Below are 25,908 nucleotides of genomic sequence, written 5' to 3' on the forward strand. Positions count from 1 at the left end.
CCCGCCGTTACAGACAAAATGAACCACGCAACCCACCACCGTATCCACCGGATTGGCCGCGATCGTGATCTCGAACGGATCCGTCATATTGCCCGCGGCACCACCGGCCGCGATACGCCCAAAATCCGCCAATGAATCAACCGGCACCACGCTCGATGACGCCGTCCGGACCGTACCCGACACGCTCCCGGCCAGCGTATCCCCGCCGTTCGCTACGGTCAGCGCCACCTGCACCGTCTCGCCGGGCTCCAGTACCCCGTCACCATCACCGCCCAGTGAATCCCCGGTCATATGCCCGGTTAGATGCAGCCACGGCTCATGCGCGCCCTCGACCGGCGGCTTCGTCGTCACCAATAAGGCACGGCCATCCTGAAGCACCGCTGCATGCTTATCATAGAGACCGTTAAAAACATACTGCAATCCGCGCGTCTCGGTCTCATCCTCAATGCCGACCGTGCTGCTATTCACATTGCTGACCGAATCATAAAAATAAAGGAATTCGCCGTCGCCCGTCGGCGTCGGGTAATATGCCGGGTCGCGCAGGATGACCTGAAAGGTCTCCCAGGAATAAAATCCGTATCCCAAAGCCACCTGATAGTATTCCAGGATCCAACGGTGAGACGCTGCGTCATAATACTGGTAAATATCGCCGTGCCCATTGGCCACGGTGCTGGGATCAAGATCGTCCCAGAACGACGCGGAAAGCCTTTTGGGTCGTCCGGGACGAGGGATGGGTCCGTTATCATCAAGCGCATAAGTGGCGGCCCCCAGTTCCACGATACCGTTGGATGATATACCGATGGAATCATAGGTTATGCCGTAGAAGTTAAAAGTAAAAGGCAACGGAATAGTCACCGTGTCTGCGTCCTCATCGGTGATCTCGGGGATAATACTGCCCGGTCCCCCGGTCGGAGCCGCGATCTCGAACCAGTCATAGCCGGGCTCGTTGCCTGAGGCGCTGTCAGTATCGTCATAAATATAGTAACCATAAGGATCAGGACCGGTTCCGCCGCCGTTTTCCTCTCCCGTCGTTATGATCGAAAAATTCCCGCCCCAGGTATCGCCGTAAGCGTCTTTCATAACAATGCTGAAATCGATCGCGTGGGAGTCGGTATGGCTTGATACGTTGCAGATGAACGGGTTCAAGCCGGAAGACAAGTTTCCTCCTGGAATAGTACCGTACATAGATACGCTATCGCCAAGAAAGACCAGCGTGTCGTTGGTCCGCAGATATGCTGCTACGCCCTCGGCGGTGATCGGGCTCATATTGTGAACGGTTGCCCATAAAAGGATCGTCTCTCCCGGATCGACCTGGCCGTCATCATCACCCAGCGAATCATTGATCGTATTATGATCGTACGCAAGGTACGCGCTGTTGCATGCTACTGGTATCTGGCCTTCGTATGGATACAGATTTCTCCCGGTCACGGTTATGTCCATGTGTCCCGTATCAGGAAGGGTAAAATAAAAACTCGCGGATCCATTAATATCGGTATAAGCCGTTTGATATAAAACCGTATCGTATATAATGCAAACATAAGCCGACTCCACGGCTGTGCCTTGCTTGAAGACCTGAACGTTCATGGTATCGTTGATATTGGGAAACAATACGGTATCGTGGACAACGACGATCGGCTTGGGGTTCGACGTCCATATGTTCATCTCCGGATCGCCGATCGTGGTAAACCCGTAAAATTCAGAATAGGATCCGTATGTCTGATATACTCGGATCCTGCCGTTTTCGCATGCCTGCCCAAAAGTGCGGCATTTATTGACAAAAATCCCGTCAAAAAATCCGCGGGCGACCGCGCTCCTCAAGTGCGCCAGATTGTACCCGCTGGTTGTGGTCGCGAAATATCCGGAAGCCCCACGAAGATTTGTCGGCGAGCCGGTAAGGAACCAGCGCTCCGCCGTTGCCGGCGTTCCGCCGGTACCGAGCGTACCGCATGTCGCTGAAACGACTATCGGCAGTTTTTCTCCGTTGGCAAGATTATCCGGGTTTACATTGAAGGGCATGTACCAATTATTGGTCGCGTTACCGCGGTACAAGACAAAATCCCGCCCCTGGTTCGCGGCATTGATGACTGAGTTATAATCATCACCCTGATTTCTTGAAAAAGTATCAACATATACATACCCGTTGGCGACTAAACGATTCGCCACGTACTTAGCGTCGTTCCAGTAGATGGTATCGTAGGCATAATTACCTTCTTCATTGACGATCAGACACGCTTTCTTAAACCAAAGCGAGTCGGTGATAAGGGGTGCCCTTTCATACTTTAACATCTTAGCAACGACGGCCTGGGCTTCGGTCGTGTTGTGAACGGTCAAACGGCCGGACAGTATCTCATTATAGATATCGCCGTCCATGTTCGTGTAGTAATTGTCGGTGTAAACGCCGCCCACTTGCGGGAACGGCAGATAATTGGGGGCGCCCACGAGCAGCAGATATTCGGGTTTGACCTGCCAGTTGTTGTACGCGTTGACAATGTAGTTTTTGATCGCGGTCGAAGTCGATCCAATCGCCGAGAGCTTGACGACCTTGGTCCTCATTCCCTTTTTATGCTTCCATTGCGCCAGCGGCAGGATCGCGTCGTAGTAATTATCATGGGTGATGATCAGGTACCTGGCACCCAAGTCTTGGCTGATCGACAGTCCGCAAAGAAAAGCGATGCTTAAAAGCAGTTTCTTCATCGATTAATCATTAACCTTTATAGTTAATTAATATTATCAATATTTTAATCCAATTGAGACTTAAGTCAAGAGGCAATATTACAAGGAGAAAAGATAGAAGTTAGGAAGATAAGAAGTTATGAGGCTACGATTTTTTATCCTTCCATGAATTCAGCTCTTCACAACTTCATATCCTCTTAACTTCATCGTTCAGCGAAGCAGAACGGCCTTTTCCGTCCACTTCTCCTCGCCCGTTTCCAGTCTAACGAAATAAACGCCAGCGGGGACGTTTCTACCGATTTCATCGGTACCATCCCACTGGATGGAAGCAGGTAGTAAGTAGTCAGTAGCAGGTAGATTAAAAGACTTTATTAACCTACCAGCAGCATCATAGATCTTCAATAACATTGGAGATTGGGCATTCATTTGATCCGCCATACTGTGTGGCGGATTAGAATTTTTTATTTGGAATTTAATCAACATGTTCCCCGAAGACGGATTCGGTGCCACCGACAGCATCGTCTTACCCACCCCTCTTATCCCCAACTCATCAATACCCGTCGATGAATGGATAAACATGGTGAAATAGACCTGCCCTTGGTAAGCGCCGCTGTTCCCTTCAAAGTTGACGGTAAAACCGATGATCGTATCGGTGGGATTGGAATCAATGATAACCCCGTAAGGTTCGATCGTGTTTGCCGCGGTGCTGTCGACAAATATGTCGCCAAAGTCGGCCAGACTGTCCGTGATCACGGCCGATGAGGAGCTGGTTCTGATCGTGCCGAGGGTCCCGAAGACATTGTCGTTCCCGTCGTTGCCCACCGATACCGTGACCGCGAGCGTTTCACCCGGCTCGAAAATACCATTGTTATTGCCGCCCAGCGAATCATCTACTACTGCGCTGACCAGATATAACCAGGGGTTTAACGGTTCAAAAGGCGGTTTTGTCGTTATTAGCAGCGCCCTGCTGTCGATCAATGCCGCGGCATTCTGGTCATAACTGCCGTTATATACATATTCTAAACCACGCATCTGAGTCTCATCCTCGATGCCGACGGAATTGCTCGTTGCGTCGGCAACATGGTTATAAAGGAACAGGATTTCGCCATCGCCGGTCGGTGTCGGGTGATATACCGGATCCCGGCATATGATCTGGAATGTCTCGAGGTTATTAACTGAATCGTAATGGCTGCACTGGTAGTATTCCAGGATCCAACGATGGGCGGTCGAGTCATAGTACTGATAAATGTCGCCATTGGCTCCGGGGTTGAGGTCATCCCAGAAACCCGATAAAAACCTGGATGGTGCAGCCGGCGAGGGTATCGGCGTATTCATGCCAAAACGATGGGTCGAATACCCAAGCTCGGCAAACCCATTGGAGCACAGACCGATCGTATTGTAAGTTATGCTATAATATGGAAAATCGAAGGGCAAAGGAACAGTTACCGTGTCGGCATCCTCGTCCGTTATCTCCGAAACGATCATTCCCGGACCACCGGCAGCCGTCGCGATCTCCAACCAGTCATACACCGGAGCGTTGCCGGTCAGTGTATCCGTATCGTCATAGATATAGTAACCGTAAAGATCGGGTCCGGTTGAACTGTTCGAACCCGTTGTCAGTACCGAAAAACTGTCGTTCCATACATGCCCGCTGTCATCGTTGATCGCCAGCGCGAACCGGATCGCGTGGGCGACCGCGTCCGGTCTGAGAGCAAAAACGAAAGGGTTTAAACCGACGGCGACCGAATCGGCCGGGACATCACCGTAATACGACACGCTGTCGCTCATTATCGTAAATGAATCGGCTGTTGACAGCGTCGCTTTTACGCCGGTGGCGGCATCAATGCCCAGGTTCGTAATGCTCACACCGAGCATGATAATTTCCGCAGGGTCGACCAGACCATCATCGTCGCCCAAAGAATCCTCGACCGCGCAACCATCATAGGCGAGATACGCGCTGCCGCCGCTCACCGGGATCTGTGCTTCGTACGGATTCAGATTCTTGCCGATCACAGTCAGATCAAGCATCCCCGGATACGGTATGGCCAGCGCAAACGACACCGTCCCCATACTGTCGGTATGACCGACCTGATAGACAATCGTATCCATGACGATACAGACTGGCGCGCTTTTTAAAAAACTGTCGGCCTGCTGGACAGTGACGGTCAGGGTATCCTGGATACCGGCATAGAGGATCGAATCATGGGTCACCGTGATCAACCTGGGCATGGCGGTCCAGACATTCATCTCAGGATCGCCGATCGTATTAAACCCGTAATATTCAGATGATGATGAATACTGCTGGTATACATATTGCCGGCCCTGCTCGCAGGCTTCACCAAAGGTGGTCTTCCGGTCGGCGAACAAGGCGTCGAAGAAACCCACGCAAACCGCACTCCGGAGATAAGCCTGATGTGAGATTACCGTCGTGGTCGCGAAATAACCCGACGCCCCCTTTGGATTCGCAGCCGTTCCCGTAAGAAACCACATCTCGGCACCGGCCGGCGTACCGCCCGTACCTAAGGTCGAGCAGGTGAACGAAAGTACGATCGGCAACCTTGCGCCGTTCGCGGTCAGTGATGGATTCACTGAGAACGGATCCCACCAGTTGTTGACGCCTTGTCCCCGGTACACTACAAAGGCACGGCCCTCGTTTACCCGGTTGATGACGTCGGTCGTATTGTTGCCACTGCGCCGGTTCAGCGTGTCAATGTTCCTGTAACCGGCTGCTCTCATCAGGCTGCGGGCATGCCTGACATCGCTCCAGTATATGGAATCGCTGTAAGTCTCGTAATCATCCCGCACGATCAGGCAAGCGTCAATGAGCCATGAAGTGTCGGTCAAGTCCGGAGTGCGTTCATAGAGCAGGATCTTGTTGACCACATTCTGTGCTTCCGCGTCGCTGTGCACGGTCAGCCTTCCGGACAGGATCTCATTATATATATCGCCATCCATGTTCGTATAATAATTATCCGAATAAGTACCGCTAACCGTTGGATAAGGCAGATAATTACCGGCACCCACCAATAGAACATACTCGGGCGGGATCTGCCATGAACTATAGGCGTTCATGATGTAACTCCGGATCTGAGCTGCTGACGATCCCGTTTCCGAGAGTTTTACGACCTTGGCGCGCATGCCCTTTTTATTTTTCCACTGCGCCAGGGGCAGGACCGCGTTGTAAAAATTATCATGCGTGATGACGAGATATCGGGCTCCGATATCCTGGCTAAAAACTAAACCCATACCTATAAAAAAAATGATAAATCGTTTCATTATATCTCCCTTCGGGAATTGTGTTGTAAATATCATTATATGCCGAATCGGGTAATAGTCAAGGGTAATACAAAATACTTGCCAGGCGGTCTATATGCCCGGACTAGAACTAACGGACAATAATGACTTTCTGCATCCGGCTGTCGTCCCCAGTGTCAAGATGGATGAAATAAACGCCGGCTGGCGCGATTCTGCCGACTTCATCGGTACCATCCCAAGTAATCGAGTAATCGAGTAATTGGGTAATTGGTAATTGATAAAATGATTTTACCAACCTGCCTGTTGTATCGTAAATCTTGATTGAAATTTGAGATTTGGTCCCTGACTTAATCAGGGATGAAATTTGAAACTTAATCGTAAGATTTCTGGTAGACGGATTGGGGTACGCGCGGAAACCGACGATCGCGTTCGGCCCCATCCTGCCCGGCTCTTCCTGGATCCCGGTGTATATACCGAAAAAATGCATGATGGAATCCAACAGCGCCCCCTTTGTCGATACGCCGCTCGCGTCGATCAGGGCGCCCAGTTCAAATGACGCTCCGACCGTCCGGTAATTACCGGCATTGTACGCGACTCCGCAATTATAATAATCGTCCTGGTCGCTGAATATTAAAAATGAACCGCTCGTGGGATTGATCTGGTCCATAAATTGGTTCTCGCCGCCGTACTGAAAGATCATACCGGCTGTAAAAGCATTGTTCGCGCCGGCTACCGGGCCCATATCGCTGCTTCCGTCCCCGGCCGGCTGGATGCCAAAATGCGGGGCAAAATTGTAGCCGTTCATCATCGGGTCATAATACCAAACGTCGCCGCCCTCCAGGTACAGCCTTCCACCGCTATTCATGAAATCAACCAGGGCTGTGGCTTCAGGGCTGCCCGCGTAAATGATAAGGTTATTCGGATAGACCCCGACGCACACGAATACCGCCTGGTAAAGCGTAAGGTCGGCGGGCAGCGAGGTCGCGTAATCACCGGTATACCCCAGCGCGGTCAGGGTCGAATTCATGACAATACCCGGATTGGGAGTCTGATCCGGGTTCCAGATCAGATAGTTCTTTTTTCCAACGACCAGAAAGAACTCAATGGTATCGACTGACCACCCGGTGGTGATCTCAACGCTCAGGTCTACCGTGGTGCCGATCGGTGTCATGCTGTCAGCCGTGATAATGAAGGGATCTACCACGTTGTCGCGCACGCTGTCAGGAGCGATGCTTTGGTAGATACTGACGGAATCATCGATCCGTAAGTACGTACTCGCCGCGACCCGGCATACTGCATGGGGATCGGCGGCGGTCTCGGAACCGGTGTTCTCCACGGCAAGGATCAGGTTCGCGGTTTCACCCGGCTCCAGCGTGTTATTCCCATTGCCGCCCGTGACCGTCGAATGGTCATATATCAGCTTCGGGGCGCAGACATACACTGAGAACACCGAAGGAAATGTATCATCGGCGCTAATGCATGAAAGGTCGAAATCGATCCTTGCCTGGTCATCACAAAAGCTATCAACATCGAAAATAAAGGGCGGATCTGAAAGCGCAGAATCATTCGGGGCGATATCGAGAAAATCCGTTAACGAATCGATTACGGTCGCTATGCTGCCGGTGACCCTGAGCACACCTGTAACGCCCAGTGCCGTGTCGCTGCCGTAATTCTTGACCCAGACAGGCAGGGTGATGATCTCACCGGGATTGGCGCGGCCGTTGTTGTTGCCGCTGACCGTGTCGACGATCTCGTGCTTCAGGTAAGTGACAAAACTGCCTTCCGGGCTGACCAGTATATATCCCTCATAAGGCAAAAGCGTATGACCGGTCACGGTGAGATAGATCGTATCCATACCGGGAACCGTAAAAGAGATAGAAACATTACCTGAAGAATCCGTCAGACCGGTCTCGTATATTATCGTATCTGACTGCATGGCGCAGACCAGCGCGGCAGGCTCGGGCTGACCGTTGACGTTGACGTTAACAGTTATGCTATTGTAGCCCAGATGGACAACCACAGGGTGCGTGATCACCGGTCGCCGCGGGTTGGAGATCCAGATATTCATTTCCGGGTCGCCGATCGTTGTCCAGCCGCGGTATTCGTTCGTCGCCCCGTATAGGTGATAAACATTCATACGGCCTTTCTCGCACGCCTCACCAAAGGTCTTTTTCCCTTCCATGAACACAGCACTGGCAAAACCTTTGTTCACGGCGCTTCGCAGATGAGCCCCGCCGCCAATCACTGTCGTCGTCGAAAAGTAACCGGCTGCGCCTTTCGGCGTTGTCGGAGTGCCCGTCAGGAACCAGCGCTCGGCAACCGCCGGCGTTGCTCCTGTACCCATGCAGCAGCAGGTCATGGACAGCACGATCGGAAGTTTCACGCCGTTATTACTGGCATCGGGATTGCAGTTAAAAGGAGAATACCAGTTGTTAAGGCCCGATCCCCGGTACACGACAAACATGCAACCTTCGTTGACCGCGTTGATGACGTCGGTCGAGTTATCGCCGTAAATATCAGCTAAAGTGTCGATCCCTACATAACCCGCGCCATCCATAAGCTGTGCCCAATAACGCATATTCTCCAGGTAGATCGAGTCGCTCGTCCAGCTACCGTCAGTATTGGCGATCGCCACGCCTTTCAAAAACCTCGAAGTATCGCTCGTATCCGGATGCCTTTCATAGACAAGGATTTTATTGACCACGGTCTTGGCTTCGAGCGTATCATGGACTGTAAGCCGTCCTGACAAGATATCATTGAACACATCCCCGTTCATATCGGTATAGTAATTGTCAGTATATGTACCGGACTGGGGAAATGGTATAAAATTAGGTGCTCCGACCAGCAGTAGGAACTCAGGCTTGATCTGCCAGTTATTGTACGCGTCCAAGATGTAATTCCGGATCTGGTCCGCGGTGGACCCTACGTCCGACAGCCGGACGATCTTTGCACGCATGCCTTTCTTGTGCTTCCATGCTGCGAGCGGCAGAGCGGCGTTATAGAACTGATCGTGCGCGATAACCAGGTATTTGGCGCCGGTCTCCTGACCAAATAGGGATGCTGCAATAATAAAATACAGCGAGATAAGTAATAAAGATTTACGGCAAATCATGGATATTTGCATTGTATGCTTTATATATTATAAGCACCGTGAAGACTTAAGTCAAGTGGCAATGTGACAAGCATAAAAGATGAGGTTGGGAAGATAAGAAGCTGTGAGGCTGCGATTTTTTATCCTTCCATGTATTCAGCTTTTCATAACTTCCCAAACTTAAAAAATTCGAAGTTGAGAGGATAGGAAGTTGGGAGGATATGATCCTTTCTCTCATTATTTCCGCTCTTCATAACCTCTTAACCTCGCCATTTTGGCTCAAATCCTGTTTGTGATTTGACTGCCAAAATGAGCGTCCCGTTTTCGAAGAAAACACGGGGCTACCTTAAAAGAATCGCCTTCTCTGTCCACTTCTCCCCGTCCGCTTCCCCTGCGGTGCCAGTGGCCCCTACGGGACCGATGGCCAGCCGCACGAAATACACGCCGGCGGGGACACGACGACCGTTTTCATCGGCACCGGTCCAAGTGATTTGGTTAAATGGTTGAATGGTTAAATGGTTAAATGATTTCACCAGTCTGCCGGCCGCGTCATAGATTTTGATGTAGTAGGGCAAACCTTCAGGTTTGCTTGACTTAGCATGGCTAAAGCCTTGCCCTACTGAATCTTGCGGCTTACTACTTACTACATACTTTATTACGGTCCGTCCAAAGGAAGGGTTCGGCCATACCCTGAGCCCGCGGAACTCAAGATCATCCTTCATTGACAGCCCCTCGCCCACCGCCTGACCCGGCAGGATGCCAAAATAACGCATTATGGAATCGGCCAGCGCGAGCTTTGTCGACGGCGGCGAGCCGTCCACCATGCCGCCGAATTCTACCGAGATGCCGACCGTCCGGTGATTCGCTGCCACACCGCAATTATTACTGTTATAAACGTTCCTGAGCACGGCGATGCCGTTCCCCGTAGGGTCTATCCGGTCGATGGATGAGCTTTCGCCGGTATAGCTAAAACTCATCTGGTTCGTGAATGTCCCGGACACGCCGATCAGACCGGTGAAATAACCGATATTGCCCTGGATCGCGTCGATCGAAAACTGCGATGCAAAATCATAGCCGCCGCTAAGAGGGTCATTGTACCAGACGTCGCCGCCCTCCAGGTACATTCGCCCGCCGGCATTAAGATGGCGGACGATCTCGAATATATCGGGGTTCGAATATGAGATCGTGTACTTGTTGGGATACATGCCCAGGCTGGCGAAAAACACTTTATAAATATTCAAAAACCCGGCCGGAAAGCCCTGGGTGTAGTCACCCAGATACCCGAGGGCTGCCAGTTTCGTATGCATGACAAAACCGCTCGTGTGGTTGGGATCCGGGTCCCAGACGACGTAATCGCGCTGACCGATATAGACCGTGAAATCCAGCGTGTCGCGGTAAGCGCCGGATTCAAGCACGATTTTTAAGTTCACCGCGTGACCCGCCGGCGACAATGAATCACCCGATATCAGGAAGGGATCAGAATGGTTGGACCCGATACCGTCGGGCGGGAGCAAACCGAAATAGGCTTCGCCGTCGATCACGTGAAAGAATGAATCAGCGCATACCAGCGTGCCGGTGATACTGTCCGCGATCCCCGAACCGATATTATGGAGTTCCAGATATAGCGGCGCCGTATCCCGCGGCATGACATATTTCAGAGTATCGTTCACCCAGTGTTGAGTGATGACAAGCATTGCCGAGTGATTGATCAATTCGATATCATAGATCCACGTTGAATCCAGAGCATCCGAAAGCGTGCACCGCAGCTTGATGACATGCTGGTCAGGGCATCCGGAGTCGACCAGCACATTGAACCCGTCGGCGCCGGTCCAGGCTGTGTCCGCGGGCAGGATATTGCCAAAGCCCTTAAGCGTATCGTGAAGCGTATAATACGGATCGATCGTATCTCTCTGGATCACGCCGGTGACTGCCACGGCGATCGAATCGCCGATATTTTTTATCCACACCGGCATCTCGATGTCTTCTGCCGGATTCACAAAATAGTCACCGTTCCCAGTTCCATTGGCGGTGTCCAGGACCGCGTGTGACATATAAATAAGATACGGCCGCGCGCTGTACACCAGCACATTAAAGAACGATATCCAGGTATGGCTGTCTGCATCGGTCATGACCAGCTTGAGCTTGACCAGGTGACTGTCCGGACAATACTGGTCGATTATAATATTAAAACCGTCCGCCGACGTAAATGCCGAATCCAGGCTGGCAATGTCGCCGATCGCTTTGATTGTATCGGCGATCTGAAAATAGGGATCGGCCTGCGCTTTCTCAAGGATGGCGGTCACGCCGTGCGCAGTGGAATCACCGACGTTGAGCATCCAGACCGCCAGTTCTATATCCTCGCCGTTATTTGGTATGTAATTGCCGTTGCCGCCGGTAGTGTCCAGGACCAGGTGAAAATCGTACATGAGCGAGGGACCACCCTGATAACCGGCCAGGACCGTATCCGTCTGCGGCAAAAGGTTCCTGCCCGTCACCGTGACCAGAGCCGTATCCGAGATGGGGAGTGTATCAATGAACGTTACTGTGCCGCTGGCGTTGGTGCGCCGGTAGTGGTAAACCGTTGTGTCTTTTCTCGCTCTTATGCATACCAGCGCGCTTTCCACCGGCTGATAATCATGCTTCACGGTTACGATTAGTGATTCCCCGATCCATACCCTCGGCCAGTGCGTCACGTCCAGCGATCTGGGCGTGCCGGTCCAGACCGTCATTTCAGGATCGCCCAGGCATGTCCAGGAGTTGTATTCCTGGGTATTCCCGAACGTGTGGACATAAGTCTGACGGCCCCACTCGGCCGCTTTGCCGAGTGTTGCCATGCTGTCACAGAAGATATTCCGCAGGGTACCCTTGGCAAGCGCACTCCTTTTCTCGGCCGCTTCCATCAGCATGTCGGTCGTTCCGTAAAATCCAACCGCGCCCTTAGGCTCGTCCGGTGTTCCGGCATACATCCATTCGTATCCAATCTCTTCGATCGTCGCGCACGTGCCCGAAATAATGATCGGCATTTTGTACCCGTTGTGGCAATCCGTGAGGGGATAGATGTCGTAGAATGGATAGTCCCAGTAATACCCGCCGACCCCCCGGTACAAAATATATGTCCGCCCGTCGTTCCATGCCTGGATCACATCGTCGCTGTTATTATTACCGGCGTACTGCGAAAAGGAATCAACATGCGGGAAACTGGCGTTGTCCATTAGGCGGTGCGCATAATCGGCGTCAGCAAAATACGTGGAGTCCGAGTACGGCGGGTAATCATCTTCGTTGGCGATGGTAACCGCCTTTCTGAACCAGTCCGGGTCGTCCATAAAAGGTGTTTTCTCGTAACCAAGGATCTTGTTGACGATGGTCTTTACATGCACGGTGTCGAACACCCACAGCCGCGCCGGTATCAGTTCGTTGTAGAAATCCCCAACGACATTCGCATAATAATTATCGCTGTACGATAAATCGTAATTGTAAGTAAAACGCACGAATGGGATCTGCTGGGGATTGCCGACCAGCAGCAGGTATTCGGGTTTTATCTGCCAGTTATTATAGGCATTGACGATGTACGATTTTATCTGGGTTGAATCGCTGCCGGTCTCGGACAGGCGGACGATCTTTGCCTTCATGCCTTTTTGCGTTTTCCAATCGGCCAGCGGCACCAGCGCGTCATAATAACTGTCATGCGTAATGATCAGGTAACGCGCGCCGCTCTGCGCAAAAACCGATCCGAGGAACACAGCAGCGAGGATCGCGATCCTTTTCATTTTCTTACGCTTTTCCCTTTATCTTCAATCTTTTTTAACCTCTTATCCTCATAACTTCCCATCTTCAATCCTTTTCATATCCCCGCATCTTTTCGTCTTCTCGTCCCCGCATCCCCTCATCTCCGTGTCTTTCTATCCCCTTACCCACTGATCCCCAAATCCCCTATCTTTTCAATATGACCTTGGCGGTCACAGGTATGTCACATCCGCTCAGCTGGATGAAATAGACGCCGTCAGGTGCCGGACGACCGGCATCATCTGAACCATCCCAGATGATCTGGTTAAATGGTTGAATTCCGCCATACTGCATGGCGGATAAACGGCTAAATTGTTTTATGAACCTGCCTGCTGCATTAAAGATTTGTACTGAAATTTGTGATTTGGAATTTGTTTGGCATTTGGCACTGGGAATTTGGAATTTAACCGTAAGGCTTCTCGTAAACGGATTCGGATAAATTTCCAACTTCCCGTTTCCCGCTTCCCACTTATCTGCTTCCTCGACACCCGTTCCATCGTGCCAGGTCTCGCCGCCGTCATACGTGTAAAGAATGATGCTGGTGCCGCAGGCAAGACCATGGAGCGTGTCTGAAAAGTCGACGTCAAAAAGCGTCGAGGTCGCGGGGTTGGTCTGGAACGTCCAGGTCTGACCATCGTCGTGGGAATGGATTATCGTTCCAAACCTGCCCACTGCCCAGCCCTGCCCGCCCACGAAATCAACTGCCCTCAGGTAGAACGCGTTGCCCGGCACCGTGATCTGGTTCCAGCTGACGCCGCCGTCCGTGCTCCTCAAAACCAGGGCAGCGTAATTTTGTTCGTTGCCGCCCGCAATAATGCCGTTCAGCGCATCGAAGAAGTGAATGTCAAAATAGTCGTCATAGTTCGTGCATAAAAAAAGGGAATCCCAGACCATCCCTCCGTCGGTTGAACGCGCGATGATCGCCTGGCCGATATCCACTGAATCAGGCCAGCCTGATACGATCCAGCCCCTCAGAGTATCAATGAACGACACTCCGTACAGTTCTGGCAGGAAGGTGAATGGTGTGAAATTCACTTCCCAGTAGGCTCCACTGTTCGTGGTCCTCAAAATAACGCCGTCTCCGCCCACGGTCCAACCGTGATTAATATCAACGAATTCCACGCGCGTGGCGTATTTCGAACCACCTCCCCCAAGCTGGATCGCCCAGTTCTGACCGCCATCGCTGGTGTAACATATCTGCCCCAGGACACCGCATGTCCAGACGTTCTGGTTTCCAAAACAAGTGACATCGAAAAACCTGCGGTCGGCCGGGTTGGCCTGCTCGAACCAGTTCACACCGCCGTCGGTGGTTTTCAGGATAATCATGGTATCCAGGGTCACGACCCAACCTGTTGCATTGTCCGGTGCCAGGGTGCATCCATGGAAATTTTGGTATGCGAAACTGGCCGATAAACTCAGGCACCACAGCAGTCCCATAAATATCTTTATATTCCTCATCTATGCTCCTTTCGCGCTACCCATATTTTCACCTTGTTATAATGACTTTTTCAATTACCTTGTTCTCCCCCGATTGTAGTTCAATGAAATAAACACCGGCAGGAAGACGACGGCCCGCATCATCTGAACCGAACCAGGCGATTTGGTTAAATGGTTGAATGGTTAAATGGTTGAATTGTTTTGTTAACCTGCCAGTCGCATCGTAGATCCTTAATGAAATATTTGAATAATCCCCCCCTCTTTTATCCTCCCCCTCGAGGGGGGAGGGCAAGGGTGGGGGTGAATTTTGGAATTGGGAATTGGGAATTTGGAATTTAATTATAAGGTTGCTCCTGGCAGGATTCGGGAATATCTGCAGGTCGAGTTTTCCGCCTATTCCCGCCAGCTTCCCAAGTTCTTCCACTCCGGGATATGGATCCGGCTGGTCCGTGGTAAATTTGATCGCCCGGTTATTGATCAGGGCGGCCGCTCCCGCCGCGTACACATTGGCGTAAGTATACTCAAGACCTGACGTATGTCCGTAGTTCTCAATACCGCACGTGGCATAGTTATGCCAGTGGTCGTCATTGCTGATCTTCTTATACTGGTAGATTATTTCGCCGTCGCCGGTCTGGGTCGGATAATATGCCGGGTCATACAGGACGATCTCAAATGTCTGCAGTTCCGCCGGCACCGGCGAGGTCGGGTTGTGCAAATGCTGGATCCTCGACCACTCGGCAATGAAACGGTGGTTCGCGGCATCGCTATAATAACATACGTTCCCGCTGGAATCGGTGGCATTGGGATCAAGGTCGTCCCAGAACGCAGCCATGAGCAGCGGAGGCCCCAGGCTCGAGAGGATGTGCCAGTTGTACATATCCGCGATCCACGTCGAGTCCAGAGCGGCGTAACCATTGGAGCAGATCGAGATCTTGCTGTAATTCAACCCGTAATACTTGAAACTGAAAGGCAGCGCGACCGTGCGCGTCTGATCGTTCGCCAGCGTCAGGACAGTGCCGGACCCGCCCAGCGCCGGATCGACCTCGACCCAGCTGTAGGCCGGCGTCTCCGTGTACCCGGCGTCGGTATTGTCATAAGCGTAATAACCATAATCGTCAGGTCCTGACGGTGATGCGGTTGTCACCACTCCGATGGTCGTTGAAAAATAAACCGTGTCCCGGAAAGATTGATCTCCTGACAACAGGACATACATATCGATTACATGCCCGGGCGCGAGCTGCGGTGAAGCGTACACCGCAAAACGGTCGCTGGCGTTCTCCGCCGAATCACCAACTGGTATGGTGCCGAAAGCGCCCAGAGAATCATTGACCGAAACACCGGGGTTGCGCGACCTCAGGACCCCGGTAATATTGCCGCCGGCAAGTCGGCCTGAATTCACGATCCAGATACTGAGGTCGGAAGTTTCGCCAGGTTCCAGAACACCGTTCCCGCCGTCCACGATGCGGCAACGCTGTGCCCGGAACTGGGGAGCTTTAACTTCCACCCAGATCACGGAATTCCAGCTGCCCTGGCCAGACGTGACGTTCAGGTTGAATTTTATAATGCGACCATCCTTCGCGCCAGTCGATACCGAAAAAACATACGGTGAACCGGTCGCGGTCCCGCCCGGGCTGATCGCACCAAAGCTCTTTATCGAATCCGTTATGGTCACCAGGGGATCGCTGTCGGTCAGCTTCGCGGTCACGCCGGTAGCGGTTGTTGATGTGCCGTAATTCTTTAAGGTCACGGCCATCTGGATGGTCTCGCCTGGATTGGTCTCCCCATTGTTGTTGCCGCCGGGATCGCTTATCGTGTGGCTGAGATATCCGACATAGACGGCCGAATTATTGACCAGCAAGTATCCGCAGTAAGGGGCGCAGTTATGCTTGGAAACAGTGACGAATAAGGTATCGGGGGTCGTGGTGGAGATCTGAAAATATGCCATACCGCCGGCATCGGTGAAATCGACGGATTTGACCTCGTTTTGCTTGTATAGGCTGACCAGCGCGTCCTTTACAGGCTGCGACGATCCGGTTTGCACCGAAACCGAGATAGCGTTCGTGCCGACCGGCACGGACGACGCGTGGCTGACGTTAATGGACCGGGGTGCCGCGGTCCACAATTCGAGGGATGGATCACCCAGCAGGTTATAGGCGTTGAAATAATATTCCACGCCGCTGTCCGGCGACACTTCGAACGGGAAGTTGAAGTACACCTCCATTTTGCCCCGGTACGTCATTGGCCCAAAACTGTATATGCTGTCCTCGGTCAAACCCCAGTAGATCCCGTAATCCAGGCAGTTGTTCCACCGGCTATGGGTCGTTGGCGTCGTCGCGCCGAAGAAACCGACCGCGCCCTTCGGCGTTACGGGATTGCCGACGCGCAGCCAGGTCTCCGCGAAACACGCCGGGTAATTGAAATTGCAGGTATTGCAGACAATACTCGTTATTACGGGAAGTTTCCACCCGTTCGTGAGGGCTACGACGTCGGTGTTGGTAAAAGTGGGACGGTCCCATCCGTAGGGATCGGCAATACCGCCCCGGTAATTGATAATGCTGACACCCTGGTTCACGGCATTCGTGATCGCGGCCTGGCCGTTGGAAACAGGCGGATCGTATATAGTATCCACCGGGCTGATAGAATGTTGGAGCAGTTTCTCTCTGACCCACCGCTTGGTCGGTATCGGCGTGGTCATCGTATCGTAGGGATAATTGGCAGCGACCATGAGCGCGTGCTTGAACCATGTCGTGTCGGTCGTATAGGGCGTTTTTTCGTAACCCACGATCTTGGCGACCAGGGTCTGCAATTCATTGGCATTCGACACTGATAAACGGCCGACCATTATTTCGGCAATAAAGTCGCCGCCATCGATCAGGCCGTACAGATAATCAGTGATGTTGACCGGGTTTGCCGGCATCGCGAAAGCCGGCAAGCTGTCCTTATCGCCGACGAGGATGACATACTCGGGCGCAGGATCCCAGTTGTAATATGCGTTGCTGATATAATTTTTTATGGATGTGCTGGTATTCCCGGTCTGCGCCAGCGTGGCGACCGTGGTCGTCCAGCCCTTTTTTTCTTTCCAGTCAGCCAGCGGCAAAACCGCGTTGTAGAACGATGCAGGCGTAATGATCAATAAACCCTGCGGCTCGACATGAGGGTCATATTCATAATTCAGAATAAGATTTTTATAAACCGCTGCCTGGCTGGGCGCCAGCCGGACATTATCATAACCGCGGCATGCCAGGCGCAGCACTGCTTTTTTCAAGTTAATCTCCATCCCGCGCTCGACCACCCTGTTGCGGATAATGACCGGATATATCCGGTAGCCCGCCAGGATCATGGCATTTCCTATCTCCGCGAACCCTCCCGGTCCAACATAGTTCTGATCCCCGGAGCTTTCGATGGCAGTCGTATCACAGGCCATGGAGACAATGGTCAAGGCCGGTTCGGTGCTCGAGAATATGAACCTTGTTATCGTACCCGGTCCGGTCTCGCTGCCAGGTGTCAGGCTGATTTCCAGTGACGACGAGTTTTTGGCGAGAATATCTATCTGCGGATCAATACTTGCCGGTAGCAGCGCCGAAATGAGCACGTACGACAGAAGTACGGTCATGGTTGTGTTTCTTCCTGTATTATAACTAGCCCGAGGTCCCTGTCAACAAGACAGATCAAACCATTGTCCGTATGCACTTTGTACGCGTAGGGTGTCTTGATCTCGCCGTAAAGAACCGGCGCGGCCGGCTGCCCCACGTTAATGATCTGAAGACCGCCGCTCCCGTCAGCTACGAATGCCAGACTGTCCTGCACCGAGACTCCCTGAGCGTAGCCGGGCGTGTCATATGACCCGATGATCGCGGGGCTATCCAGGTCGCTCAGGTCGACGATCACCAGGCCGTCATACCCGTCCGCGATATAGGCATATGGCCCGGTAATGAACAAGCTGCGCGCGTTGGACGGCGTGTCCAGCTCGCTGACCAGTGCCGTGCTGTCGGGATGCTGGAGATTGTAGACCAGGAGTCCCATCTGCTCGCATACCAGATACGCAATGGAATCGATCACGAAAAGATCATGGACATTGCCCGGTGTCGAGAACCGACGCACATAGCTCGGGTACTGCGGCCAGCTCACATCTTCCACGATGAACCAGTAACGCGCGGCCACGTAAGCGTATTGCGTGTCCCCTTCCGGGGCCGCGATATTATAAGCGTAAAACCAGGCATCCTGACCTGCGAAAAGCGGATTGGACCGGTCACTCACGTTCAGGATCATCATACCGCCGTCGGAAGCGGCCACGGCGATGTAGGCAAAAGTGTCGCGGACTGAAACGCCCTGGAAGTTCTTCTGGGTGACATATGAACCAACGACAAAGGTCGATTCCGGATCGGCAATGGATACGATCTGCAGACCACCCTGGTCATTGGCTATATACGCGTAGCCGCCCTGGATGTCGACATCCCGGGAATATCCAGGCAACCGGCATTCGCTGATGATCACGAACGCGCCGGTATCATCGACCGGATGATGACAGGCGGCTAAGAAGCAGAGAATTGGGCAGAACAAAATGTTTCGTGCTTTCAGCATAGGGCCTCCTCAGTACGTGAATTCGATCCCGACACCCGCTGTTTGCTTACGGAAATTTTTGAGCTCGCCAACCTGGAGATAAGTGTCGGAAAAAGAATTTCTGAATTCGCATGAGTAGTTCAGAACAAGACGCAGTCCGGTCAGCACCGGGACTTCCCCGGCCAGACGGATCCGGTTCCCGAGGTCAGCCCGGCCGCTATGGGGCGAATCGATCAGCGACCCAAGGTCGGTCGTGAACAGCCGGTAAGCTATCAGGTAATCAAAAGTGACCTCAGAAAGCCGCGGCACCTTTGTCCTCATTGCCAGGATTATCCGGCCCTGGTGCTGAACATAGGAAATATCGGGCACTGGCCCCTGCGCCCTGGAATCCTTGAATTCATAGGACAATTCAGGTTCGAAATAATTACTTGCACGCAGCACCGTCTCCAGCTCGAACCGATAGCTCTCCGAATCATAAACGTCAAAACCCTCAATGTAATTATCAAACTCGCGTTTGAACGAAGCCGACGCGGTCATACCGGTTTTCACACGGTAGGTTCCTTTCATCGTTATCAGGTGCTCAGTGAACCGGCACCCTGCGTAATCAGTGCCCGCTGGTTCCTGGTAATAGCGGATCAGATAATCCGGCATGAACAGATAGTCGATCTTTACGGCGAAACGGCCGAACGCCTGTCTGATGCCGATATTGTAGACGGCATAGTTCTTTTCTTCGTTTATATAATAACCGCGGGTTGACAGCGCAAGGTTTGCGGTCGTGGTGCGTCCCTTTGTGGATTTATTCCTTAAAAGGAGTTCCAGACTGACGTCGTTAGTCAGATCATCGTAGGTCTCAAAAGGAAAACGTTCGGGATTCGTGTGTGCCATGAACTCGTCCAGATATTTCCGGGAATAGGAAAAAATATTGTCATCATACGACAGGATGGCTCGGGCGGATAGCGAGTAATCAAAGAACGCGAACAATGCCAATAAGAGCGTCATGGTGGGTTACTCCGATATTTCATTTCTGTTTTACCAAGCATCGCAACCCGGCGCTTTCCGTCCCGCTGCCGCCGACCGTGATCTCGAAACGGTGTTTACCTTTCTTTACATTCACGTAGAAGCTGTGGGGGTTGGACGGAACCACATCGGGGCGGTTCTGATACGAAGTGGTCTCTGACCGGTACGCGCGGAATGTGCTGTTTTTCACGATCCGGCTGTTCTCCTTGACCACAATACTGTAGACCTGTTCGTTGTTCATGTCCATGGCATAGGCCAGGCGCGATATAATCTTTAATTTCTGGGGACCCGTGATCTCCAGCATGATCGGTTTTGACCTGGTGGTTTCGTAGTAATTGATGATCTTTTCATCCTCGACGGCCTGCAGTTTCTCGCCGTACTCGGCCGGCACGATATCGGACCACTGGGCCGGTGATTCGTAGGCGAACTTGAGGAGCACGGAATCGGCCGGCGCTGTCCACAAGATGAACCGGTACATATTTTCGCCCGGCGGCACGTTGATGTAGAACGAACGCCATTTGCTCAGCCGTGTGGAGCCGAGACGAGCGACCTTTGACCGTTCGGTCTCGAACGTGACGAACTTCTCCTTCACGTCGTTCTCTTGCATGATGAGCTTATAACCCTTCACGCCCTTGTCTTCCGCGGGCCATGGTATCCTGGTATAAACACGAAGCCAGGTCGGCCCCTGCGCTGTGACCGTCAACGGCTGGGCTTTGGTCACCAGATGATATGATTCCGCCTGCGAGGTTTGGATCTTGATCGTCACCTCGCTCGCCGATTTCACGCTGCTGATCTGCCCGCATAGTAATGCCGCCAATATTATTCCGGTCATGGGACCTCCTTTTTTCCTTTCCCGGTGATCGCGCGTTTGACATAGTGGTCAACGTCGATGCGAAGGACAACAAAAAGAATAATGAACATGATCGCCGCAAAGAACGTTGCCCAGAATACCGAATAGCGGGCTTCATAAAAGATTCTGCCTTTACCCGGCCGGGGCAGCGGGATCGGAGCCCTGGGTATTTCATATTCGCGCGCGAGTTGATTGACATCATCGAGGTTGATCACCGGTATCCCAGAACGCAGGAATTCGCCGACCAGACCCCTGTTGATCGAGAACTGGACCTGGTCAATGACGCCGGAAGGTACTTCAGACCCCGCCAGGGCAACGGCGCTGCCGCCGACATTAACCAGCGCGGCCAGCGACCGCCCGGCCGCGTACTCCTGGTAAAGGGCTATCCTGTTTTTAACCGCCGCTTCCAGGTTCTCAGCTTTGATGACCCGGACCTGGTTACGCTCCAGCGACTGGATTATCATATCCCGGCCCTCGGGGCTCAATCCCCGGCCGATATCATCAACGCCGCCGATCGAACCGGCAAGGGTACGGTCCCTGATCATTCCCTGGTCGTAAAGATAACGCTCCATGTCCAGGTAGGTGAACGCGGGATCGTTCGCGCCCCACATTGACGCGCCGCCGGAAGCGATGATCACCGGTTTCAGTCCCAGAACCTCGCCGGCGGCGATAACCGCGATGTTGAGCACCGGGAACGAACCGGTAAACGACACGGCGACCGCATCGCCTTTTTTCACACCGCACTGCTCCAGCAGCTGCACGATCACGGCCGCGAAATTCGGGTTCAATGCGGTCAACTTCGCGGTAAGATCGCCGGGTTCGGTCGTGATCAGCGAATTTTGCAGACCGACCATGCCTGTTTCATTGGGATCGTTGATCGGGTCGATCACCAAACCGTCGCTCAGCCGCTTTTCCCTTATCGAGGACATGAGCTGCGAGGTCAATTCCGAAGCGGCTTTCTTTTCCTGATAATGGCTGGCGAACATCCTTACCCTGACATTCAGCTCGATCACCATGAAGGCGAGCGAGAGCAGGCCGATAATGACAAGAATGTACAGCGGCACTTTTTCCGTTCTTAGTTTCAGCTTCATGGCTTATGATGTCATGGCGCGATCACACCGCCGGTAAGGACGATGATGATGAAACGCACCAGGATTGAGACGATCATCATGGCGCACATGGTTTCGGCAATGCCCTGCCTCTGTATCCAGTAGGCGACTAGACCGGGCACGACGAAACCGATGGTGGCAATATCGATGGTCTGAGCTGAAAACGTGATCGGGGGGAATAGTTTCGTAGCATAACCAAGCAGGTACCCGATGATTATGCAGATGATAAGCAGACGCCTTCCATACAACAGTACGTAATGGCCTATTACCTTGACGATCAAAAAGGTAATGATGCCGATCGCTATCGTGCTGATGATCTGAACGGGCTGATGCATGTACATGGCGATATAACCGGGCACGACAACGCCGCCCGCCGCGAGTCCGATCGTTTCAGTGAAAAGGAGACTTATGAACATGCCCAGGCCGATCGCGACGATCAACATTTTCGCTCCGCGAAAATAAGATGACAGCGATTGGATCGTTTAAAATTCGTTGCATTATCGCCGCAATCTATCTTTATCATCTCCGTAATCATTTGCTCGCCTTTTGCCCGAAGCAAGCGATCAGGCTCTCGCCGTAGCCGACGATGTTTCCGATCGCGAATATCTGCGATCGGTCACGGATCCGGTCACCGACCGCATTGACGACATCCTCGACCTTCTTGCCGCCAAGGTTCAGGATCTTTTCCCGACCGATCCCTGACGCCAGGACCTTTTTCACGAAAGGCATAGTGTTGGCGCCCGTCGCGAAATACATCTCCGCCGGCATTTTTTGGCTCACCAGATCGGCCATCTGCAATGACCGGTCGATCCGGTCGCTGCGACAATTGACCAGGATATACGTATGGACGCCCGGCTCCGATAGCTGTTCGAAGATACGATAGGTAGAATCCGGGTCGTTGGCCGCCAGCGCATTGATAAGTGTCGCGCGCTTGCCCCCCAGATCAAGGTCGTACTTCTGGAGTACTCCGGGATCCGGCCGGCAGCGGTAGAGCTCCTGCAGGACCTGATCTCTTTTCAAGCCGAGGGATGAACATACCGCCAATGCCAGGGCGACATTTTCCTGGTGTTCATAGTACGGGAATCTGGCCATTTCGCCGGCGCTGATATCGTTCGGCTGACTTTGGATGATAGTTATCCCGCGTTTTGAACATAGATCTTTCATTAAATGATAATAGTCCTGTTCTGCCGTGATCACGGTGGAGCCGCGCGGGACCGCGTTAATAAAGTGCCGGGCAATATCGGCCAGGGTCGGCCCCATGACGTCGAGATGGTCAGCGCGCACATTGGTGATCGCCACGATCTTCGGCTGGACCAACTTGGTCTCTTCTGTCCACTGTAGGTCAGGCCGCAGGGACATGTTTTCAAAAACAATGGCGTTCAGCCCGTTACTGACCGCTTTCCCTACCATCGCGATCTGTTCTTTGATATTCGCCTTTCCCAGCCGTACGATCGGTATTTCATTTAAGTTATTCAGGATCATGCGCGGTTTGGTACCGGTCGTTTTCGACATCACTTTGTGGTTTCCGGCTTTCAGGCCGGCTCCCACCAATCTGGTGACCGATGATTTGCCCCGGGTCCCGTTTACGATGATCCTCAAGGGAATGAGTTTAAGGTTTTTTTGGTGCTGGAGCCATTCTCGGCGGCCGATGATCAAAAAAACAACAAGTAATGCCATGAGAATAAATATGCCGTAGTTAGATTGCACTATATAATATATCCACAATTAACCGAAAATCAAGAGGAATATCAATTAAGAAGGGGAGGCGAGTGCCTCCCCTTCTTAATTGATACGAAAATGATCCCTTACTTCAACCATACGATCTTTTTCATGGATGTTTCGCCATTGATCGCCAGCCGGCAGAAATATACGCCCGCCGGTAGTCCGCGTCCTCCGGCATCTTCACCGTTCCAGCCCGCGCTGTACGTACCTGCCGGTTTCTTTTCATTAACCAGCTGTACGACCTCTCTACCCTGGATATCGCAGATCGAGACGATCACAAACCCGGGCTTTTCGACCGTATAGTGGATGACCGCGACGCCATGCGCCGGGTTTGGCGTGGCATCGATCTTCATCCTGGTGTATCCCGCATTGTTCTCATCGGCGCCCACCAGAAGGCTCCAACGGTACATGCCGGCCCCCTCGGTTCCGCAGAACAGCCAGTTGCCCTGGTTTATGCCCAGCGATGTGACATAGGTATTCTGCAAACCGCTGTTAATTGCCATCCAGCTGCCGCCACCGACCGTGCTCATGTAAACGCCGGTGTAGGTCGCAGCATAGATCTCGTTCTCGTTGGCCGGGTTGATCAGAACAGCATACACGTTCGTGCACCCGCTGTTGGTCCAGCTCGCGCCGGCATTGGTCGATTTAAAGACGCCCGAAGACGAACCCGCATAGATCGTGTTGGCCTTGGTCGAACCGATCGCAATGTCGTTCACGGTTCCGCTCAAGCCGGTGCTTGATAAAAACCATGTATTGCCGGCATCCGTGCTTTTATATAAACCGGTATAGCCACCGGCATAAACTACGCTGGAGTTCGTGTGATCGACGCGCAGCGCATTGCATGTCCCGTAGACCGTGGTGAGTGTCTCCCTCGCCCAAGTTGTTCCACCGTCCGTGGACTTGGAAACCGCCATCAGGTAGGTGGTAGTGTAAACATATCCGCCGCTGTAAATTATGTTGTTGTTGTTGGGATCGATGACCAGCGCCCCGCCATCAGCGTAATAACTGTCCAGAGGGCTTGACCAGACGGACCCGCCGTCTGTGCTCTTGTAGAGCTCGGCGTTGCCTCAGCCAGACCCCTCTAACGCGTAAACGATATTGGGATTGGTATTATTCACCGCGAATTCGCAGATATTGCCGCACCCCACCGGCGTTGGTACCTGCGCCCAGTCGGTTCCGTTGTTCGTGGTTTTAAAAACACCGATCGCTTCGAACGAAGTATACATGGTTGACGGTGACGACGGAGCGGCCGCGAAACTGCAGATAGAACCGAGATTAAGATTGTTGTTGGTATTGGACCAGCTGGTACCGCCACTGGTCGTCTTGAAAACACCGTTATTATCAGCGGCATAGACCCTCGAGCTTGATGACTGGCTCACGGCCAGGCCATAGAAGCCATACCCGGCAAGTCCTGTGTTCACTGAAAACCACGATGCGCCGGCATTGGTCGTCTTGTAGATCTCATTGTAGCCGCCAGCGAATGCCTCATCGGGAGTGGCAATACTGGTGGCCATGGAGTAATTGTAGTAGTTGGTGCTGGTTTGGGTCCAGGAACTGCCGCCATCGGTCGATCGGTAGATACCGCTCAAATAGGTCCCGGCGTAGACAATACTGGAATTCGTCGGGTGAACCGCCAGTGAATATATATAGTATGCGCCGGACGGGATCGTCCCGGTTATGTCGGTCCAGTTCGTACCGCCGTTTGTGGTCTTAAAAACTGCCGGGTAAGTGCCGAGGCTATCGCTCCAGTATCCGCCAACATATGCCGTAAGGGGATTCAAGCGGTCAACAGCGATGCAGTTGCACTGACCTTGGACCGTATTCAGCGTGGTCGTGCTCCAGGAAACACCGCTGTCCGTGCTTTTAAAAAACGCCATTACCCATTTGGCACCATCCCAACTCATACCTGATGCATAAACAGTAGCCGGTGTACCCGGGATGTCGATGATGCCATAGATGTACTTGTTTGACATCGACGTGGACGCCCAGTTGACACCACCATCGGTCGTTCGGTAGATCACGTGCCCGCTTCCGGCATAAAGTTTATTATTGTTCGTGGGATCGATCGCAAGACAATAGGCCTGATTGGCGATCGAACCGACCGTGGTCCAGTTGATTCCGCCGTTGGTCGATTTGGCAACATTGGTCGGGCTGTTGTTCGAGGTCACGTAGACAATGTTATCGTTAATATAAGAAACAACCGCTGACCTTGCATCACCACCGTACGGTCCCACAGCTTCCCATGCGCCGAACGCGGTCATACTGACTGTGAGGACAATTAATATCGGATATCTCATGTTCACTGATAACCTCCTTTTCTTTAATTCTAACTAAAATTTTTTTCATAAAGCTATGTTAAAAACCGCCTTCAATCTTTTATGATCCCGTATCCTCCCTTGTTTAGTCAACTA

General features: G+C 52.6%; 14 protein-coding genes. All 14 read right to left on the bottom strand.

Annotation, left to right across the window (positions count from 1 at the left end):
* A partial coding sequence (locus VF399_12945; protein ID HEX7321249.1) for a C25 family cysteine peptidase occupies positions 1 to 2,694 on the bottom strand: 2,694 nt, incomplete at its 3' end.
* A gap of 189 nt (positions 2,695 to 2,883) precedes the next feature.
* Positions 2,884 to 5,949, bottom strand: a complete 3,066-nt coding sequence (locus tag VF399_12950) for a C25 family cysteine peptidase (GenBank protein ID HEX7321250.1) — start codon at positions 5,947 to 5,949, stop codon at positions 2,884 to 2,886.
* A gap of 109 nt (positions 5,950 to 6,058) precedes the next feature.
* On the bottom strand, positions 6,059 to 9,040 hold the full coding sequence (locus VF399_12955) for a C25 family cysteine peptidase (GenBank protein ID HEX7321251.1): 2,982 nt from the start codon (positions 9,038 to 9,040) through the stop codon (positions 6,059 to 6,061).
* Between the two features lie 320 nt (positions 9,041 to 9,360).
* The gene (locus tag VF399_12960; GenBank protein HEX7321252.1) at positions 9,361 to 12,786 is read right to left on the bottom strand and encodes a C25 family cysteine peptidase; all 3,426 of its coding nucleotides are present in this window, start codon (positions 12,784 to 12,786) and stop codon (positions 9,361 to 9,363) included.
* A gap of 163 nt (positions 12,787 to 12,949) precedes the next feature.
* The gene (locus VF399_12965; protein HEX7321253.1) at positions 12,950 to 14,260 is read right to left on the bottom strand and encodes a YCF48-related protein; all 1,311 of its coding nucleotides are present in this window, start codon (positions 14,258 to 14,260) and stop codon (positions 12,950 to 12,952) included.
* A gap of 28 nt (positions 14,261 to 14,288) precedes the next feature.
* Entirely contained in the window at positions 14,289 to 17,852 is a 3,564-nt protein-coding gene (locus VF399_12970) for a C25 family cysteine peptidase (protein ID HEX7321254.1), read from the bottom strand.
* Positions 17,849 to 18,820 (bottom strand): hypothetical protein, encoded by a 972-nt coding sequence (locus VF399_12975; protein ID HEX7321255.1) that lies wholly within the window; start codon positions 18,818 to 18,820, stop codon positions 17,849 to 17,851. Before VF399_12975 ends, VF399_12970 begins: the two co-directional genes overlap by 4 nt.
* Positions 18,821 to 18,829: 9 nt before the next feature.
* On the bottom strand, positions 18,830 to 19,798 hold the full coding sequence (locus VF399_12980; GenBank protein HEX7321256.1) for a hypothetical protein: 969 nt from the start codon (positions 19,796 to 19,798) through the stop codon (positions 18,830 to 18,832).
* A 19-nt stretch (positions 19,799 to 19,817) separates the two neighbouring features.
* Complete coding sequence (locus VF399_12985; protein HEX7321257.1) at positions 19,818 to 20,648, bottom strand: hypothetical protein; 831 nt, start codon at positions 20,646 to 20,648, stop codon at positions 19,818 to 19,820.
* Positions 20,645 to 21,757 carry a poly-gamma-glutamate system protein gene (gene pgsW, locus VF399_12990; GenBank protein ID HEX7321258.1) on the bottom strand — a complete coding sequence of 371 codons (1,113 nt, stop codon included), beginning with the start codon at positions 21,755 to 21,757 and terminating at the stop codon, positions 20,645 to 20,647. Before pgsW ends, VF399_12985 begins: the two co-directional genes overlap by 4 nt.
* Positions 21,758 to 21,768: 11 nt before the next feature.
* Positions 21,769 to 22,218 (bottom strand): poly-gamma-glutamate biosynthesis protein PgsC, encoded by a 450-nt coding sequence (gene pgsC, locus VF399_12995; protein HEX7321259.1) that lies wholly within the window; start codon positions 22,216 to 22,218, stop codon positions 21,769 to 21,771.
* 88 nt (positions 22,219 to 22,306) lie between these two features.
* A complete protein-coding gene (gene pgsB, locus VF399_13000; protein ID HEX7321260.1) occupies positions 22,307 to 23,452 on the bottom strand; it encodes a poly-gamma-glutamate synthase PgsB in 1,146 nt (381 codons plus the stop codon).
* A 128-nt stretch (positions 23,453 to 23,580) separates the two neighbouring features.
* A complete protein-coding gene (locus VF399_13005) occupies positions 23,581 to 24,411 on the bottom strand; it encodes a T9SS type A sorting domain-containing protein (protein ID HEX7321261.1) in 831 nt (276 codons plus the stop codon).
* Positions 24,412 to 24,564: 153 nt separating this feature from the next.
* Positions 24,565 to 25,794, bottom strand: coding sequence for a hypothetical protein (locus VF399_13010; GenBank protein ID HEX7321262.1), 1,230 nt, complete (start codon positions 25,792 to 25,794; stop codon positions 24,565 to 24,567).
* Positions 25,795 to 25,908 lie beyond the last annotated feature (114 nt).

Source organism: bacterium (assembly GCA_036382775.1).
Classification (GTDB): Bacteria; Hydrothermota; Tepidihabitantia; order SM23-42; family JAOAFX01; genus DASVHD01.